The sequence below is a fragment of the Rhodococcoides corynebacterioides genome (assembly GCF_019834675.1).
Taxonomy (GTDB): Bacteria; Actinomycetota; Actinomycetes; order Mycobacteriales; family Mycobacteriaceae; genus Rhodococcoides; species Rhodococcoides corynebacterioides_A.
Genome location: NZ_JABUBU010000002.1, coordinates 228,331 through 245,141, shown reverse-complemented (window position 1 = coordinate 245,141; position 16,811 = coordinate 228,331). Strand labels below are relative to the sequence as shown.

Sequence of the window (16,811 nt, the reverse complement as noted above, 5' to 3'; positions counted from 1 at the left end):
GGATCGGAGCGTAGGCGACCGCACCCGCCGCCGGGCCGACCGCGTCGATCCACCCTCGCGCGTCGGCCGTTCACCCAGGGTGCCCTTGCTGGAACCGCGTCCCCAATTCCGTCACACTGGTGTTGTGAAAACGACCGAAGACCGACCCGGAGGCGCCGACCCGGCCCTCGACGGCGGCGTGTCGGCGGACGGCAGCACCCGGTCCGCGGTGGTCGAACTGCTCCTCGAGGAGGGGCCGATCAGCGCCTCCGACGTGGCATCGCGGCTGGGTATCAGCGCCGCGGGCGTCCGTCGTCACCTCGATGCCCTGCTGGAATCCGGGGCCGCGCAGGTGTCCTCGGCCGTCGGCCCCCGCAGTCGCGGACGCGGTCGCCCGGCCAAGATGTTCGCGCTCACCTCGCACGGCCGGTCCCGCCTGGGGCACGCCTACGACGACCTGGCCGGCGCCGCGATGCGGGAACTGCGCGCCATCGGCGGCGACGACGCCGTGCGGACCTTCGCGACACGCCGCATCCGAACCATCGTGCGCGACGTCACACCGGCCGACGGCACGGACGTCTCGACCGCCGAGACCGCCGAGGAGATCGCCCGCGCCCTGAGCGCGGCCGGCTTCGCGGCCTCGACCCGGCCCGTCGGGACCGGCGTGCAGATCTGCCAGCATCACTGCCCGGTCTCGCACGTCGCGGAGGAGTTCCCCGAACTCTGCGCGGCCGAGCGCGAGGCGTTCGCCGAGCTGCTGGGCACGCACGTCCAGCGCCTCGCGACCATCGCCAACGGCGACTGTGCCTGCACCACGCACGTGCCGCTCGGCACACCGACTCTCGGCGACCACGGCAATAAGTCCGAGCCCGAGCGCGTTGCACCCGATACCGACCTCGCACCAGCCCAGCCCAGCACCACCCGTGATCGTCTCCGGAAGGAGCCCGCATGACCGTCACACCCGACCAGGTGACCCCCACTCCCGCCCCGCTCACACAGGACGAGACCATCGCGTCCCTGGGCAACTACGGGTACGGCTGGGCCGACTCCGACGTCGCCGGAGCCGCCGCGAAGCGTGGGCTCAGCGAGGCCGTGGTGCGCGACATCTCCGCCAAGAAGAGCGAGTCCGAGTGGATGCTCGAGGCGCGCCTCAAGGCGCTGCGCATCTTCGACCGCAAGCCCATGCCGAACTGGGGCTCCGACCTCGACGGCATCGACTTCGACAACATCAAGTACTTCGTGCGCTCGTCCGAGAAGCAGGCGGCCACGTGGGACGACCTGCCCGAGGACATCAAGAACACCTACGACAAGCTCGGCATCCCCGAGGCGGAGAAGCAGCGTCTGGTCTCCGGTGTCGCAGCGCAGTACGAGTCCGAGGTCGTCTACCACTCGATCCGCGCGGACCTCGAGGAGCAGGGCGTCATCTTCCTCGACACCGACACCGGCCTGCGCGAGCACCCGGAACTGTTCCAGGAGTACTTCGGCTCGGTCATCCCCGCCGGCGACAACAAGTTCTCCGCGCTGAACACCGCGGTGTGGTCGGGCGGCTCGTTCATCTACGTCCCGCCGGGCGTCCACGTCGACATCCCGCTGCAGGCGTACTTCCGCATCAACACCGAGAACATGGGCCAGTTCGAGCGGACGCTCATCATCGTCGACGAGGGCGCCTACGTGCACTACGTCGAGGGTTGCACCGCGCCGATCTACAAGTCCGACTCGCTGCACTCGGCCGTCGTCGAGATCATCGTGAAGAAGGGTGGTCGCTGCCGCTACACGACCATCCAGAACTGGTCGAACAACGTCTACAACCTGGTCACCAAGCGCGCCAAGGCCGAGGCCGGCGCCACCATGGAATGGATCGACGGCAACATCGGCTCCAAGGTCACCATGAAGTACCCGGCCGTGTGGATGACCGGTGAGCACGCCAAGGGCGAGGTGCTCTCGGTCGCGTTCGCCGGCGAGGGCCAGCACCAGGACACCGGCTCGAAGATGCTCCACCTGGCGCCGAACACGTCGTCGAACATCGTGAGCAAGTCCGTCGCCCGCGGCGGTGGCCGCGCGTCGTACCGCGGACTGATCCAGATCAACAAGGGCGCCCACGGGTCGAAGTCGACCGTCAAGTGCGACGCGCTGCTCGTCGACCAGATCAGCCGCAGCGACACCTACCCCTACGTCGACATCCGCGAGGACGACGTGACCATGGGCCACGAGGCCACGGTGTCGAAGGTGAGCGACGACCAGCTCTTCTACCTCATGAGCCGCGGTCTGACCGAGGACGAGGCCATGGCGATGGTGGTGCGCGGCTTCGTCGAGCCCATCGCCAAGGAACTCCCCATGGAGTACGCCCTCGAGCTCAACCGCCTGATCGAACTGCAGATGGAGGGATCGGTCGGATGACCGTGCCGAACACCGAGAACAAGCGCGCCATCGTCGCCACCAAGGGCGCGCAGTTCTCGTCGTACGACGTCGACGCGTTCGAGGTGCCGTCGGGTCGCGACGAGATCTGGCGCTTCACCCCGCTTCGGCGCCTGCGCGGCCTGCACGACGGCTCCGCTGTGGCGACCGGCTCGGCCACGGTCGGCGTGTCCGACGCTCCCGAATCCGTGCGCGTCGAGACCGTCGGTCGCGACGACGCCCGCCTCGGGACGGCCGGCGTGCCCACCGATCGGGTCGCGGCCCAGGCCTACACCTCGTTCACCGAGGCCACCGTCGTCACCGTGGCGTCCGAGGCCGAACTCGACCATCCGCTGACGGTCACCGTCGAGGGGCCGGGAGTCGACGCGGTCGCGTTCGGCCACGTCCAGATCCGGGTCGAGGCCTTCGCCAAGGCCACCGTCGTGCTCGAGCAGCGCGGCAGCGGAACGTACGCGGAGAACGTCGAGTTCGTGGTCGCGGACGGTGCGCAGCTCACCGTCGTCGCTCTGCAGGAGTGGAACGACGACGCCGTCCACGTCGCGTCGCACCACGTGAAGGTCGGCCGCGACGCCACCCTGCGCTACTTCTCGGTCAGCCTGGGCGGGGACCTCGTGCGGCTCACGCCGGTGGTCGAGTTCGACGGCCCCGGCGGCGACGCCGAGCTGCTCGGCCTGTACTTCGCCGACGACGGCCAGCACCTCGAGCAGCGGCTCCTCGTGCACCACAGCGCGCCGCACTGCCGCTCCAACGTGGTCTACAAGGGTGCGTTGCAGGGCGATCCGACGTCGGCCAAGCCGGACACGCACACCGTGTGGATCGGTGACGTCGTCATCGGCGCGGCCGCCGAGGGCACCGACACCTTCGAACTCAACCGCAACCTGATCCTCACCGACGGGGCGCGGGCGGATTCCGTCCCCAACCTCGAGATCGAGACCGGCGAGATCGCCGGCGCCGGCCACGCCAGTGCCACCGGCCGGTTCGACGACGAGCAGCTGTTCTACCTCCGCGCTCGCGGCATCCCCGAGGACCAGGCGCGCAAGCTCGTGGTCCGCGGGTTCTTCCACGAGATCATCGCCCGCATCCCGGTGGAGTCCGTGCGCACCCGGTTGTCCGACGCCGTCGAGGCCGAGCTCGCCGTCACCGGCGTCTGACCCCGGCCGCTCGCCCCCGCATTCACCCATTCGTAGACGAAGGAACCACATGTCCACCCTCGAAATCCGCGACCTGCACGTCGACGTCGCCACCACCGACGACGCGGCTGCGCCGATCGAGATCCTCAAGGGCGTGAACCTCACGGTCTCGTCCGGCGAGACGCACGCCATCATGGGCCCCAACGGCTCCGGCAAGTCGACGCTGTCCTACGCGATCGCCGGGCACCCCAAATACAAGGTGACCTCCGGGTCCATCACGCTCGACGGCGAGGACGTCCTCGAGATGTCGGTCGACGAGCGCGCTCGCGCGGGCCTGTTCCTGGCGATGCAGTACCCCGTCGAGGTGCCGGGTGTGTCGATGTCGAACTTCCTGCGCACCGCCGCCACCGCGGTGCGCGGCGAGACACCGAAGCTGCGCCACTGGGTCAAGGAGGCCAAGGAGGCGATGACCGAGCTGGACATCGATCCGGCCTTCGCCGAGCGCAGCGTCAACGAGGGTTTCTCCGGCGGTGAGAAGAAGCGCCACGAGATCCTCCAGCTCGGCCTGCTCGCCCCGAAGATCGCCATCCTCGACGAGACCGACTCGGGTCTCGACGTCGACGCGCTGCGCGTGGTGTCCGAGGGCGTGAACCGGTACAAGGAGCGTCAGAACGGCGGCATCCTGCTCATCACGCACTACACGCGCATCCTGCGCTACATCACCCCGGAGTTCGTGCACGTCTTCGCGGGCGGCCGCATCGTCGAGTCGGGTGGGGCGGAACTCGCCGACGAGCTCGAGACCAACGGGTACGAGCGCTTCACGAAGTCCGCCGCGGGCGCATGACCGCATCGGTCGCCCTCGACGTCGCTCGCGTGCGGGCGGACTTCCCGATCCTCGCGCGGACGGTCCGGGACGGCAAACCCCTGGTCTACCTCGACTCCGGAGCGACGTCCCAGCGGCCGACCCAGGTGCTCGACGCCGAACGGCACTTCCTGACCACGTGCAACGCCGCCGTCCACCGCGGCGCGCACCAGCTGGCGGAGGAGGCCACGGACGCCTACGAGGGCGCCCGCGCGGCCATCGCCGCCTTCGTCGGGGCGGACGCGGACGAGGTGGTGTTCACCAAGAACGCCACCGAGGCGCTGAACCTGGTCACCCACGTGCTGGGCGACGACCGGTTCGACCGTGCGCTCCGGCCGGGCGACGAGATCGTGATCACCGAGCTCGAGCATCACGCCAACCTCGTCCCGTGGCAGGAACTCGCCCGTCGAACCGGGGCCGTTCTGCGGTGGTACGGCGTGACCGACGACGGTCGCATCGACCTCGACTCGCTCGAGCTGACCGACCGCACGCGCGTCGTCGCGTTCACCCACCAGTCCAACGTCACGGGTGCCGTTGCCCCCGTCGCGGAGCTGGTGCGCCGCGCGCGCGCCGTCGACGCGCTGGTGGTCCTCGACGCGTGCCAGTCGGTGCCGCACATGCCGTTCGACTTCCGGGCCCTGGACGTCGACTACGCCGCGTTCTCCGGTCACAAGATGCTGGGCCCGTCGGGCGTCGGTGTTCTGGTGGCTCGCCGCGCTCTGCTGGCGGCCATGCCGCCGTTCGTCACCGGCGGCTCGATGATCGAGACCGTGACCATGGAGGCGACCACGTACGCGGCGCCCCCGCAACGGTTCGAGGCCGGGGTGCCGATGACCTCGCAGGTGGTCGGACTCGGTGCCGCGGTCGACTATCTGACGGCGCTCGGAATGGACGCCGTCGCCGCGCACGAGCACGACCTGACCGCCGCCACGCTGTCGATGCTGGCGGGGATCGACGGGGTCCGCGTGATCGGGCCCACCGACACGACCGACCGCGGCGGCGCCGTGTCGTTCGTCGTGGACGGTGTGCACGCGCACGACCTCGGTCAGATCCTCGACGACGAGGGCGTCGCCGTGCGGGTCGGGCATCACTGCGCGTGGCCGTTGCACCGCCGGTTCGGCGTGGCCGCCACGGCGCGCGCGTCGTTCGCGGTCTACAACACCCTCGCCGAGGTCGACGCCCTCGGCGCGGCGATCGTGCGCGCGCAGCAGTTCTTCGGGGTGCGGCCGTGAGAATGGACGCGATGTACCAGGAGGTCATCCTGGACCACTACAAGCACCCCCACGGTCGTGGACTGCGCGACCCGTTCGACGCCGAGGTCCACCACGTCAACCCCACCTGCGGCGACGAGGTCACCCTGCGCGTGCACGTGGTCGACGGCACGGTGACCGACGTGTCCTACGACGGTCAGGGCTGTTCGATCAGCCAGGCCGCGACCTCGGTGCTCACCGACCAGGTCACCGGCTCGTCGGTGACCGACGCCCTGCGGACGGTCGACGCGTTCGCCGAGATGATCGGCAGCCGCGGGAACGTCGAGGGCGACGAGGACGTCATCGGTGACGGTGTCGCCTTCGCCGGCGTCGCGCAGTACCCCGCCCGCGTCAAGTGCGCGCTGCTCGGCTGGATGGCGTTCAAGGACGCCGTGGCCCGGTCCGTCACCAGCGCGTCCGATCCCGTTTCCACCCTGCCGCACCCCACCGGAGGACAGTCATGACCGACACCAACGAAGCCCCCGCCGGCCCCGACAGCGCAGCGACGCCCGAGACCCCCGAGAACGCCGCGCTGATCGCCGACCTCGAGGAGGCCATGCGCGACGTGGTCGATCCCGAGCTCGGCATCAACGTCGTCGACCTCGGCCTGGTCTACGGCATCGCGATCGACGACGACGCCGTGGTCACCCTCGACATGACCCTGACGTCGGCGGCGTGCCCGCTGACCGACGTCATCGAGGACCAGAGCCGCAACGCCCTGGTGCGCAGCGGTCTGGCCGACGATCTCAAGATCAACTGGGTCTGGATGCCGCCGTGGGGTCCGGACAAGATCACCGACGACGGCCGCGAGCAGCTCCGCGCTCTCGGCTTCACGGTGTGAGAACGCGCTCGTAGATGCGATAGGTACGGGTCGGGTCCACCGGGTAGGACGCCAGCACGGACCGGAACCACCCGCCGTCCGTCTGGACCGGCGCGGCCTCGATCGAGTGGTAGCCGCGGTCGTGGATGCGTGCGAAGAGCTCGAAGATCAGCAGGGCGGACACCCCGCGGTCCGGGCACGCCGGGTCGACGAACATCATGTCCAGGCGCACGTGGGTGCGGCGGCGGGCACCGCCCGGGCCACGCCACCGCAGCAGGGTGTGGAGGTCGCGCACCAGGCCGAACCGGGAGCGGACGGCGCCGAGCGCGGCGCGGTTGACGTCCGGGATGCCCATCACGAAGCCGACCAGCTGCCCGTCGAGTTCCGCGAAGAGCACGATCTCCGGGTCCAGGACGGGGCGCATCGTGTCGGCCAGGGCGCGCATCTCGTCGGCGTCCACGGGGGTGAACCCCCAGAAGCCGGCGAACGCGGTGTTGTAGAGCACCCGGACGCGCTCGATGTCCTCGTCGAATCGAGCCGGATCCATCGGCCGGACGATCACCGAGGACCGCGCCTTCCACCGCTTGCCCATCTCGTACTTGCGCGCGAAGCGCGGCGTCTGCACCAGGGTGTGCGGATCCTCGCTGAAGAAGCTGTGGAAGTCCTTCACCCCGACCAGCCCCCACGACTCGAGGTGCTCGGCGTAGTACGCGGGGTTGTGCGGCATGCCGACCAGCGGCGGGATGTCGTTGCCGTGCACCAGCGTTCCCGCACTCCACAACAGTGACGGGCTCATCGGACCGGCCACCGTGGTGAGGCCTCGCGCGCGCCCCCAGTCGGCGACCGCGTCCAGCAGCGCGTGCGTGACGGCCGCGTCGTCCACCGCCTCGAGGTAGCCGAAGAACACCGTTGACGCCGCGTAGCGCCGGTCGAACACGTGGTCGTGGATCGCCGCCACGCGGCCGACGGGCCGACCGTCCCGGTAGGCCAGGAACGCCCGGGTGGTGATGCGGCTCCGGGTGCCCGCGGACGGGGAGACCAGAACGTCGCCGACGTCGGCGGCGTCACCGGGAATCCAGTTCGGGTCGTCGCGGTAGACGAGGAACGGGACCCGCCGGAAGCGGGCCCAGTCGCGGCGCGTCCGCACCGGACGGACCTCGACGTCGGAGCGTCGTGCGGTGGCGATCGTCATGTCGGTCTCCTCGACGGGATGGGGGTGGATGCGGCGACCGTCCGTGCGAGAACCGACTCCCCGGCCCAGACGTACTGCCCCGGTCGGACGTCCACGGACGCCACGAGGGCGTCCGGGAGGAACACGTCGCACTGGGATCCGAAGCGGATGAGCCCGTACTGCTCCCCGCGTGCCAGTTGGTCGCCGGGGCAGGTGTGCGCGACGATCCGGTCCACCCACAGATCGGCGATCTGGGTGACGTAGACGGTCGCGCCCCCGGCGTGGCGCAGACCGATGGTCAGGCGCTCGTTGGTCAGCAGGTACTCGCACTCCCGGTCGTACGGGCGTTGTCGCAGAACGAGATTGGCGGTCATGCGGGCCATGGACCGGTTGAACGGGGCCGCGCCGCGGTGTTCGCGCAGCGTGACGGTCCCGGCGATCGGCGCCCGGTTCCGGTGCACCGAGTGCTCGGTCATGTAGGTGCCCACCAGCCATCCCGACACCCCCGCGCCCGCCGGTCCGACGCCCGCGTACTCGGTCAGCGTGATCGACCGCCGCTTCTTGATCGCGACGGGCACCTGCCCGGCCTCGACCCGTTTGACGTAGGTGACGTACCCGTCGGCGGCGGCCACGACGGTGTCCTCCTCGTCCGGCGGGACGCGCGGCGGATCGCGCAGGAACGCCGCGCTGCGCCAGTAGGAGTACCCGCCGACGACGGTGGCGGCCACCGCCGCGACCGCGGCGCGCCGCCGCGTCACGACGACGCGCCGTGGTCGAGCCGTTCCGCCAGGCGGACGAGGTGGTCGTAGCACCGGGTGCCGAGCACGCGGTCGACCAGGACCGCGGGACCGCCGAGGGCGAGCACCGCCACGTAGTACACGAGCCCGAGGACGAACTGCAGCAGGTCACCGGTCCAGGTGCGGACGGCGTACCCGAGCCCGGGTTCGAGGAACACCGGTTGCGGCGGCACCCGCGGCGGGGGCGTCACGCCGAGACGAGACCGGTCCGTCGCCCGGTGACGTCGCGGAACTCGATGTGCGCGAGGTAGCGGTCGAACAGGGCGGTGTGGTCCCACCACGAGGTGTCCGTCCCGGCCGGCAGCACCGACGGCGCGTTGGACCGGCGGATGAGGTCGTTGACGTCCGAGCCGAGCAGGGTCGCGGTGCGGGCGGGCGGGATGTACCGGTTCACCCGACGCACGAACTCGTCGAACGGCACCAGCTCGAGCCCGAGGGCGTCGGCGAGCACGCTGTTGGTGTACGGCTCGGGGTTCGACGGCACCAGGTAGGGGAGCGGGGCGTCGGCGAGGGCGTTGCCGGCGAGCACCTGCGTCAGGACGTCCACCGGGGCGTAGTTCATGCCGGGTCCGTCCCACAGCGCCCCGACGCTGTTGCCGAGTTCGATGGCGCGCCAGAAGCTGTACACCCGGCCGGGGTCCTTGCCGACGGTCGTGGAGCCGAGCACGTAGGGGGATTCGCACAGCGTCACCGACGCGAGACCGTCCGCGTGCAGCCACCGCAGCAGCCGCCCGTTGATCCACTTCATCTGGCAGTAGCCGGAGTACCACCAGGAATCGGGCCGCCGGAAGTCCTCGGGGTTGCAGTACAGGAACGCGCCGATCGAGCCCATGTAGCTCAGATGCTTGCGCCGCGACTCGAGCGTGAACTGGACGACGCGGAGCAGGGACTCGAACCAGTCGCGGCGCAGATCGAGGTAGCTCGCGTCGTAGTCCGTGCTGCTCGCGGAGTTGAAGACCTGGTCGACGGTGTCGCGAAGGTGGGTGTAGGTGGCCTCGTCGAGTCCGAACCGGGTGCGGGTGGGCACGGCCTCGACGACGACGATCTTGGACCGGTCGATGTCGGTGATCTCGTACCGCGCGACGGTTTCCTCGAAGCGATCGGCCGCCGGCACGTCGGTGGTTCCGCGGACGCCCGCGTAGACGGTGGTGATCTCGGGGCGCACGGACAACTGCGCCACCAGATGGGCGCCGACGAATCCGTTGGCGCCGAACACCAGGGCCACCTCGTGGCCGGGCGCGGGCAGTGCGGACACCGCCTCGGCCGTCGCGGGGTCGAGCACGGGCCGCAGCAACGACGCGTCTCCCGCGCTGAGGGCGGCGATGTCCGCGTACTTACGCGGGAACAGCAACGACGGCGCGTCCGCCGTCAGGGCCACGACCGGACGCACGAGATGGGCGTCGTCTGCGACGGTGGTGAACTCGTGCTCGAACATGTGTGTCTCTCCCCGACTGGTTCCCCCGACAGCCGGCACGGCCGACGTCGACCACGTGTGGACCCCGTGGCACGTGAGGAACTCTAGGGACGGGTTCTTGGTGAGATAACACGTTCGGCGTTGTGAGGCTTACGGATACGGCACCGGCGGGTTGTGTCCGTGTCACGCGCCCTTGCGCTCGCTGTGGTCGTCCGCACCACCGGACGTGCTCTTCTTCGCGGCAGTCTTCTTGGCCGGTCCCTTCTTCGCCGCGGTCTTCTTGGCCGGTGCTTTCTTCTCCGGTGCCTTCTTGGCCGCGGTCTTCTTCGCCGGTGCCTTCTTCGCGTCCTTCTCACCGTCGCCGTCGCCGTCGTCGTCGGTCGACCCCGACGCCCGGCCGCGGCCGGATCGACCGGCCGCCTCGACGCTGCGCTGCAGGGCCGCGACCAGATCGACCACCTCGGCGTCCTCGCCGGTGTCGTCGTCCTCCCGCTCGGCGTGGACGACCTTCTCGCCGCCGTTCTCGATGGCCTCCTCGAGCACCTTCCGCAGTTCGACCTGGTACTCGTCGGTGTACTCGGACGGGTCGAAGTCGCCGGACATGCTCTCGACCAGAGCGCCGGCCATCTTCAGCTCCTGGGGCCGCGGCGCACTCACGCCGTCGAGCGAGCCGAACTCCGCGGCACGAACCTCGTCCGGCCAGAGCAGGGTCTGGATCATGAGGACGTCGTCGTGGACCCGCAGGGCGGCCAGTCGAGTCTTCTGGCGAAGGGTGAAGTGCACCAACGCCGTTCGGTCGGTCTCGGTGAGGGTGTCCCGCAGCAGGACGTAGGCCTTGGGGGACGTCGAGTCGGGCTCGAGGTAGTAGCTCTTGTCGTAGAGGATCGGGTCGATCTGCTCCGTCGGTACGAACTCGAGCACCGGAATCTCGTGCTTCTCGGCCGCCGGCAGCGACGAGAAGTCCTCGTCGGTGAGGATCACGCGGTCGCCGTCGGGCGACTCGTACGCCTTGTCGATGTCGGCGTACTGCACGGACTCACCGCAGACGGAGCACTTGCGGTCGTACTTGATGCGACCGCCGTCCTTGCCGTGGACCTGGTGGAACTTGATGTCGTGGTCCTCGGTGGCGGTGTACACCTTGACCGGCACGTTCACCAGCCCGAAGGCGATGGCACCTTTCCAGATCGATCGCATGGGTCAATCTTGGGCCACCGGCCGTCACGGCGCCACCACCCGTCACGGCAACCACGGAACCGACACCCGCGCGCGCCGGCCGACGGTCCGCACGATGGCGCGGCGGTGACGCGCCCCGGCGCCCCGGAACAGCTCGCCCATGGCCCGCGCGGTGCCGGGGAGATCGTCGTCGCCGGAGAGGTAGGCACGCTGCGCGGCGACGGGCAGCGAGAAGAAGCGGTCGAAGAAGTCCGCGAGATCCTCGTGCGGGAGACCGAGGAGGACCTGCCCGCCGAGCCGTCGCAACGACGCCACGGCGGCGCCGGCGCGCGAGGTCACCGGCGTGCCGGCGACGACGTGACCGGCGATGGCGTCGGCCCGACGCAGCGACGACGCCACGCTGTATCCGGTGGCGGGGTGCAGCGCGGCGCTGCGGGCGCCCGTCACCTCCACCCCGGCGGGCAGTCCCGACGGTGGTGCCATGGCGAACCGCACGCGTTCGACGTCCTCGTCGCCGGTGAGCGTCACGCCGCGGTTCCGCAGGCGACGCTGCAATCGCGCGGCCAGGTCGGCCTGGTCGGGTCCGGGCTCCCCGACCAGCGACGTCTCCTCGAGCAGCACCCGATCGTCGTCCAGGTGCACTCCGTAGAGGAACGTGGGGTGATCGCGGGGGTCGGTGCCGTTGTCGCGCCGCCAGTCCATGACGAGGGTGTCGGCGCCGTCGAGCGCGGCACTCGCGACCTCCGGCCGCACGATCACCCCGTGCGCCCGCTGTTCGGGCACGCCCGGCCCGACGGCCGAGCCGCGGGCGTCGACGATCACCGGCGCCCCGACGCGACCGCCGCTGCGCAGTGTCACCCCGTGGGCGTCGACGGCGACGGCGACGTCCCGCACCACCGAGACGTCGTCGAGGGTCAGCGCCCGCTGCACGGCCTCGGTGTCGAGCACGGTGTAGGCGCGGGCCACGTGGTGGCGCCGGGCCCCGACGACGGTGGCGGACGCCGTCGTCGTCGCGCGGACGTCGGCCGGGAGCCAGCCGGGCAGCTCGTCGTCCCACATCGCGTACGTCTGCGTCCACCGTCGGTCGGGCCGGGGATCGACCAGCACGACGGCGGCGCCCGCCACCGCGATGCGGTGCGCGGCGGCCCGTCCGGCCGGTCCCGCACCGATCACCACGGCGTCGGGTGAGGGGAACACGGTCAGAGCGACCCGGTGGCCAGCAGTCCGCCGTCGACGCGCACGGTCTCGCCGGTGATCCACGACGCGGCGTCGGAGGCGAGGAATCCGACGAGAGCCGCGACGTCCTCGGGCGTGCCCAGCCGCTTCATCGGGTAGCCCTGCGACGCCGCGTCCTCGCCGCCGGCGACCAGGGCCTCCGCGAACTTGGTCTTGACCACGCCGGGGGCGACGGCGTTGACGCGGATGCGCGGTCCGAGCTGCCAGGCGAGTTCTTCGGTCAGGCGGATCAGGGCGGCCTTCGAAGCGCCGTAGGCGGCGATGACGCCGGTCGACCGGAGCCCGGCGACGCTGGCGAGGTTGACGATCGCGCCGCCGTGCTCGCCCATCCAGGCGTGGTAGGCGCGCTGCGTGTAGCCGAGGGTGGCGACGACGTTGACGTCGAAGATCTTCTTCACTCCGCCGAGGTCGGCGTCCATGAGCGAGCCGTAGACGGGATTGATACCGGTGTTGTTGATCAGGATGTCGAGCGATCCGAGTTCCGCGACGGTCCGCTCGACGGTGGCCTGCCGGGACTCCTCGTCGCCGGCGTTGCCGGCGACGGGCAGCACGACGGCGCCGGGCACCGCGGCACGCAACTCGTCGGCGGCGGCGTCCAGCTGGTCCTCCTTGCGCGCGGTGATGGTCACCGCGGCGCCGCGGGCGAGCAGATCGGCCGCGACGGCCTTGCCGATGCCGCGACTCGCTCCGGTGACCAGGGCGACGCGGCCCTGCAGATCCGTGTGGGTGCTCATGCGCCCGACGTTAGCGGAGTCACTCTCGGGCGGAGAATTCACTGGCGCACGGCGGATAGAATGAGGGTTTGCCGACGGCCGCCGTGCCTCGGCACCCGCATCGCCGACCGTGAGGAGTCAGTACCGTGATCACCGCCACCGACCTGGAGGTTCGTGCCGGTGTGCGTACCCTTCTCTCTTCTCCCGGACCCGCTCTGCGCATTCAGGCGGGGGACCGCATCGGTCTGGTGGGCCGCAACGGCGCCGGCAAGACGACGACGCTGCGCATCCTGGCGGGGGAGGGCGAGCCGTACGCCGGATCCGTCACCCGCACCGGCGAGCTGGGCTACCTGCCGCAGGACCCGAAGGAGGGTGACCTCGACGTCCTGGCCAAGGACCGGGTGCTCTCCGCGCGGGGCCTGGACTCCCTGCTGCGCAAGATGGAGAAGCAGCAGGCGCTGATGGCCGAGGTCGCCGACGACGACCGCCTGGACAAGGCCGTGCGCAAGTACGGCGAGCTCGAGGAGCGATTCGCCTCGCTCGGCGGTTACGAGGCCGAGAGCGAGGCCGCCCGCATCTCCAACAGCCTGGGCCTGCCGGATCGCATTCTCGCCCAGCCGCTGCGCACGCTCTCCGGTGGTCAGCGTCGTCGCGTCGAGCTCGCGCGCATCCTCTTCGCCGCGTCCGACGGCAGTGGCGGGCGGTCCGGCACGACTCTGCTGCTCGACGAGCCGACCAACCACCTCGACGCCGACTCCATCACCTGGCTCCGCGGCTTCCTCCAGAACCACGAAGGCGGCCTGGTCGTCATCAGTCACGACGTGGAGTTGCTCGCCGACGTGGTGAACCGCGTGTGGTTCCTCGACGCCGTCCGGGGCGAGGCCGACGTCTACAACATGGGGTGGAAGAAGTACCTCGACGCCCGCGCCACCGACGAGCAACGGCGACGCCGCGAGCGCGCCAACGCCGAGAAGAAGGCATCGGCGCTGCGGGCGCAGGCGGCCAAGATGGGCGCGAAGGCCACCAAGGCCGTCGCCGCGCAGAACATGGTCAAGCGCGCCGACAAGCTCATCGCGAACCTCGACGAGGAACGTGTGTCGGATCGCGTGGCGCACATCCGCTTCCCCGAGCCGGCGCCCTGCGGCAAGACGCCGCTGATGGCGTCGAACCTCACCAAGGTCTACGGCTCGCTCGAGATCTTCACCGGGGTGGACCTGGCCATCGACCGGGGATCGCGCGTGGTGGTGCTCGGCCTCAACGGTGCGGGCAAGACCACGCTGCTGCGGATCCTGGCGGGGACGGAGAAGTCCGATTCCGGCGGTCTCGAGCCGGGACACGGTCTGCGCATCGGGTACTTCGCGCAGGAGCACGACACGCTCGACGACATGGCCTCGGTGTGGGAGAACGTGCGCCACGCCGCGCCGGACACCCCCGAGCAGGAACTCCGGTCGCTGCTCGGTGCGTTCATGTTCACCGGGCCGCAGCTCGAGCAGCCGGCCGGCACGCTGTCCGGCGGTGAGAAGACCCGCCTCGCGCTCGCGGGCCTGGTGTCGTCGGCGGCCAACGTACTGCTCCTCGACGAGCCGACCAACAACCTCGATCCCATCTCGCGCGAGCAGGTCCTCGAGGCGCTGCGCAGCTACAAGGGCGCCGTGGTGCTGGTGACGCACGATCCCGGCGCGGCCGAGGCGCTCTCACCCGAGCGCGTGATCCTGCTGCCCGACGGCACCGAGGACCACTGGTCGCAGGACTACCTGGACCTCATCACACTGGCCTGACGGTCAGCACGCCGTTCTCGTCGGTCACCTCGACCGTGCGCCCGACAGACGGAAGCGCATCGGGCCACGCGTCGTCCGCCGTCGTGCGTCCGGCGACACGGCGCCCGTCGGGGGTCTCGGCGATCACCAGGGTGGCGTCGGGCGTCCCCGCGCGGCCGAACGTGGTGGCGGCGGCGAGCACCGTGGCGGGGCCACGGTGATCGGTGACGACGTCCGTGGACGCCGGGGCGACGGTGACGACGTCGCCGTCGCCGACGCGTCCGTCGGGGTGCGGTTCCGCGCCCAGCAGGACGGCGTGCTGGTGCGTCAGGTAGCCGCCGTTGGCGTGGACCAGAGCCGGACCGCCGCTGCGGTCGCGGCGGAGTCGACGCGTGGCCTCGGCGATGCCGTGCAGGCTGTAGCTCGACAGCGGGCCCCCGAAGAACGAGTGGCCGCCCAGCAGGGTGGGGAGCACATCGTCGGCGCCGCCGACCGACTGCAGTTGTGCCAGCAGCAGTTTCGGGACGATCGGGAAGCAACTGTAGGCGTCGACCAGGGCGGGTGGGCCCGCGACACCGAGCCGGTCGATCACCGACGCGAGGGCGGGGGAGTGCTGGAAGCTGCTGCGCAGCACCACATCCGGGGTGTCGGAGGCGCCCGCACCGCCCCACACGTGGACGACGCGATCCTCGGGGACGCCCGCGTCGCGCGCGGTCTGCAGCGAGCACACCACCACGGCCGCGGCCTGGTCGACGAAGGGCATGGCGTTCATCGACAGCGGGTAGGCGTCGGAGACGGCCCGGTTGTCCGGTGTCACGGACGCGATCCGATCGGCGGTGCGGACACCGGGGTTCCAGGCGACGGGGTGTTCCGCGGCGACGCCCGAGAATCGCGCGTACAGGTCCGCCGACTCCGCCCGAGCGCGATCGGCGGTGAGCCCGAGCGCGTGGGCCCGGGCGTTCTCGAACAACGGGTAGATCTGCACCGGCGCGAGGATGCCGGCGCGTTGCATGGCGGCGCTGCCGAGATCCTCCGGGTCGAAGGCGGGCGGTCCGCCGGGCTCGGCGGTCCATCCGGCCTCCACCGGGTCCCGGCCCGCCTTGCCGAGCGCACGCAGCGACGCCTGCGCCTCGCCGCCGACCACCAGGGCGACGTCGTCCGTCCCGTCGGCGATGCCGTCGGCGACGGCGTTCAGCAACGCCACCGGCCAGTGCCCGCCGACCGTCGTCGTGGACGACGTCCGCAGAGTCCAGCCGTGGCGACGGGCGAGGAGGCCGGGAAGATCGTCGTACCGCCAGCTGGTGGTCCGCACCGCGTCCACCCGCGTCACGGCCTGCGCGAGGCGGCCGGACCCGGTGTCGCTCAGCGCGCGACGGACGGCGTCGTCGACGAGGTCCAGCGGTTCCGCGGGGGTCGGCGCCGTGGTCGCCGACCCGCTCGCGAGGTCGGCGACCCCCACGATCACGGGCAGTCGTCGTGAATCGGTGCCGGTCATGCGCGCTCCCGTCGAACGGATTCCTCGACGAGGTCGAGGACGGCGGACAGGTCGTCGGTGTCCTGTCCCGAGGCCAGCCGGGTCACGAGCCCGTCCATGACCAGGTCGAGAAAGCCCAGCAGCACCGTGGTGGGCACGTCGTCACGCAGTCGGCCCGCGGATCGCTGACGCTCGAGGCGGGACAGCACGGCGCCCCGCAGTTCCACCGAGCGCTCGGTCCAGCCGGCCCGGAACTCGGCGTCGGTCTTGAGTCGGCGGGCGATCTCGAGGCGCGTGCCCAGCCAGTCGAAGTCCTGGGGCGCGGCCAGCATGTCGCGCATGACCTGTACCAGACCCTGCTCGGCGGCGACGTCGGCCATGCGATGGGCGTCGTCGCGGGCCAGCGCGAGGAAGAGTCCGTCCTTGTCGCGGAAGTGATGGAAGATCGCACCGCGGCTCAGCCCCGTGGCCTCCTCGAGCCGCCGGACGGTGGCGCCCTCGTAGCCGTACGCGGCGAAGCAGCGCCGGGCACCGTCGAGGATCTGACCTCGGCGGGCGGCGAGGTGATCCTCGCTGACCTTCGGCACGTCCGTCTCCTGTTCGTCGCACGGGGAGCCGGG

Annotated in this window: 17 protein-coding genes; 8 read left to right on the top strand and 9 right to left on the bottom strand. The window is 70.8% G+C overall.

Annotated features, from left to right (window positions below):
• Positions 1-88: 88 nt before the first annotated feature.
• Genes HQ603_RS05460 through HQ603_RS05430 form a run of 7 tightly spaced genes read left to right on the top strand, consistent with a single transcriptional unit; the run spans position 89 to position 6,477 of the window.
• Positions 89-931 (top strand): helix-turn-helix transcriptional regulator, encoded by an 843-nt coding sequence (locus HQ603_RS05460; protein WP_222683723.1) that lies wholly within the window; start codon positions 89-91, stop codon positions 929-931.
• A complete protein-coding gene (gene sufB, locus HQ603_RS05455) occupies positions 928-2,376 on the top strand; it encodes a Fe-S cluster assembly protein SufB (protein WP_222683535.1) in 1,449 nt (482 codons plus the stop codon). The genes HQ603_RS05460 and sufB overlap by 4 nt, the downstream gene beginning before the upstream one ends.
• Positions 2,373-3,545, top strand: a complete 1,173-nt coding sequence (gene sufD / locus HQ603_RS05450) for a Fe-S cluster assembly protein SufD (protein WP_222683534.1) — start codon at positions 2,373-2,375, stop codon at positions 3,543-3,545. Before sufB ends, sufD begins: the two co-directional genes overlap by 4 nt.
• 49 nt (positions 3,546-3,594) lie before the next feature.
• On the top strand, positions 3,595-4,368 hold the full coding sequence (gene sufC, locus HQ603_RS05445) for a Fe-S cluster assembly ATPase SufC (protein WP_222683533.1): 774 nt from the start codon (positions 3,595-3,597) through the stop codon (positions 4,366-4,368).
• Positions 4,365-5,618: a cysteine desulfurase gene (locus tag HQ603_RS05440; protein WP_222683532.1), complete on the top strand. Its 1,254-nt coding sequence runs from the start codon at positions 4,365-4,367 to the stop codon at positions 5,616-5,618. Before sufC ends, HQ603_RS05440 begins: the two co-directional genes overlap by 4 nt.
• Positions 5,615-6,100 (top strand): Fe-S cluster assembly sulfur transfer protein SufU, encoded by a 486-nt coding sequence (gene sufU / locus HQ603_RS05435; protein ID WP_222683531.1) that lies wholly within the window; start codon positions 5,615-5,617, stop codon positions 6,098-6,100. The genes HQ603_RS05440 and sufU overlap by 4 nt, the downstream gene beginning before the upstream one ends.
• A complete protein-coding gene (locus HQ603_RS05430) occupies positions 6,097-6,477 on the top strand; it encodes a metal-sulfur cluster assembly factor (protein ID WP_222683530.1) in 381 nt (126 codons plus the stop codon). Before sufU ends, HQ603_RS05430 begins: the two co-directional genes overlap by 4 nt.
• Here the strand turns inward: HQ603_RS05430 and HQ603_RS05425 are convergent.
• The 7 genes from HQ603_RS05425 to HQ603_RS05395 form a co-directional block, all read right to left on the bottom strand.
• Positions 6,467-7,648, bottom strand: a complete 1,182-nt coding sequence (locus HQ603_RS05425) for a GNAT family N-acetyltransferase (RefSeq protein ID WP_222683529.1) — start codon at positions 7,646-7,648, stop codon at positions 6,467-6,469. The two genes, HQ603_RS05430 and HQ603_RS05425, sit on opposite strands and share 11 nt — an antisense overlap.
• A complete protein-coding gene (locus HQ603_RS05420; RefSeq protein WP_222683528.1) occupies positions 7,645-8,385 on the bottom strand; it encodes a phosphatidylserine decarboxylase in 741 nt (246 codons plus the stop codon). The genes HQ603_RS05425 and HQ603_RS05420 overlap by 4 nt, the downstream gene beginning before the upstream one ends.
• Positions 8,382-8,615: a hypothetical protein gene (locus tag HQ603_RS05415; RefSeq protein WP_222683527.1), complete on the bottom strand. Its 234-nt coding sequence runs from the start codon at positions 8,613-8,615 to the stop codon at positions 8,382-8,384. Before HQ603_RS05415 ends, HQ603_RS05420 begins: the two co-directional genes overlap by 4 nt.
• Positions 8,612-9,859: an SDR family oxidoreductase gene (locus HQ603_RS05410; RefSeq protein ID WP_261773392.1), complete on the bottom strand. Its 1,248-nt coding sequence runs from the start codon at positions 9,857-9,859 to the stop codon at positions 8,612-8,614. Before HQ603_RS05410 ends, HQ603_RS05415 begins: the two co-directional genes overlap by 4 nt.
• Before the next feature lie 162 nt (positions 9,860-10,021).
• Positions 10,022-11,032 carry a non-homologous end joining protein Ku gene (gene ku / locus HQ603_RS05405; protein WP_222683526.1) on the bottom strand — a complete coding sequence of 337 codons (1,011 nt, stop codon included), beginning with the start codon at positions 11,030-11,032 and terminating at the stop codon, positions 10,022-10,024.
• A 42-nt stretch (positions 11,033-11,074) separates the two neighbouring features.
• Entirely contained in the window at positions 11,075-12,208 is a 1,134-nt protein-coding gene (locus tag HQ603_RS05400; protein WP_308126374.1) for a lycopene cyclase family protein, read from the bottom strand.
• 2 nt (positions 12,209-12,210) lie between these two features.
• Entirely contained in the window at positions 12,211-12,981 is a 771-nt protein-coding gene (locus HQ603_RS05395; protein WP_222683524.1) for an SDR family oxidoreductase, read from the bottom strand.
• A gap of 125 nt (positions 12,982-13,106) precedes the next feature.
• Between HQ603_RS05395 and HQ603_RS05390 the strand changes: the two genes are divergently transcribed.
• Positions 13,107-14,738 (top strand): ABC-F family ATP-binding cassette domain-containing protein, encoded by a 1,632-nt coding sequence (locus HQ603_RS05390; RefSeq protein ID WP_222683523.1) that lies wholly within the window; start codon positions 13,107-13,109, stop codon positions 14,736-14,738.
• Here the strand turns inward: HQ603_RS05390 and HQ603_RS05385 are convergent.
• Both HQ603_RS05385 and HQ603_RS05380 read right to left on the bottom strand, forming a co-directional pair.
• Entirely contained in the window at positions 14,725-16,212 is a 1,488-nt protein-coding gene (locus HQ603_RS05385) for an acetyl-CoA acetyltransferase (protein ID WP_222683522.1), read from the bottom strand. The two genes, HQ603_RS05390 and HQ603_RS05385, sit on opposite strands and share 14 nt — an antisense overlap.
• Complete coding sequence (locus HQ603_RS05380; protein WP_222683721.1) at positions 16,209-16,778, bottom strand: TetR/AcrR family transcriptional regulator; 570 nt, start codon at positions 16,776-16,778, stop codon at positions 16,209-16,211. Before HQ603_RS05380 ends, HQ603_RS05385 begins: the two co-directional genes overlap by 4 nt.
• Positions 16,779-16,811: the final 33 nt, after the last annotated feature.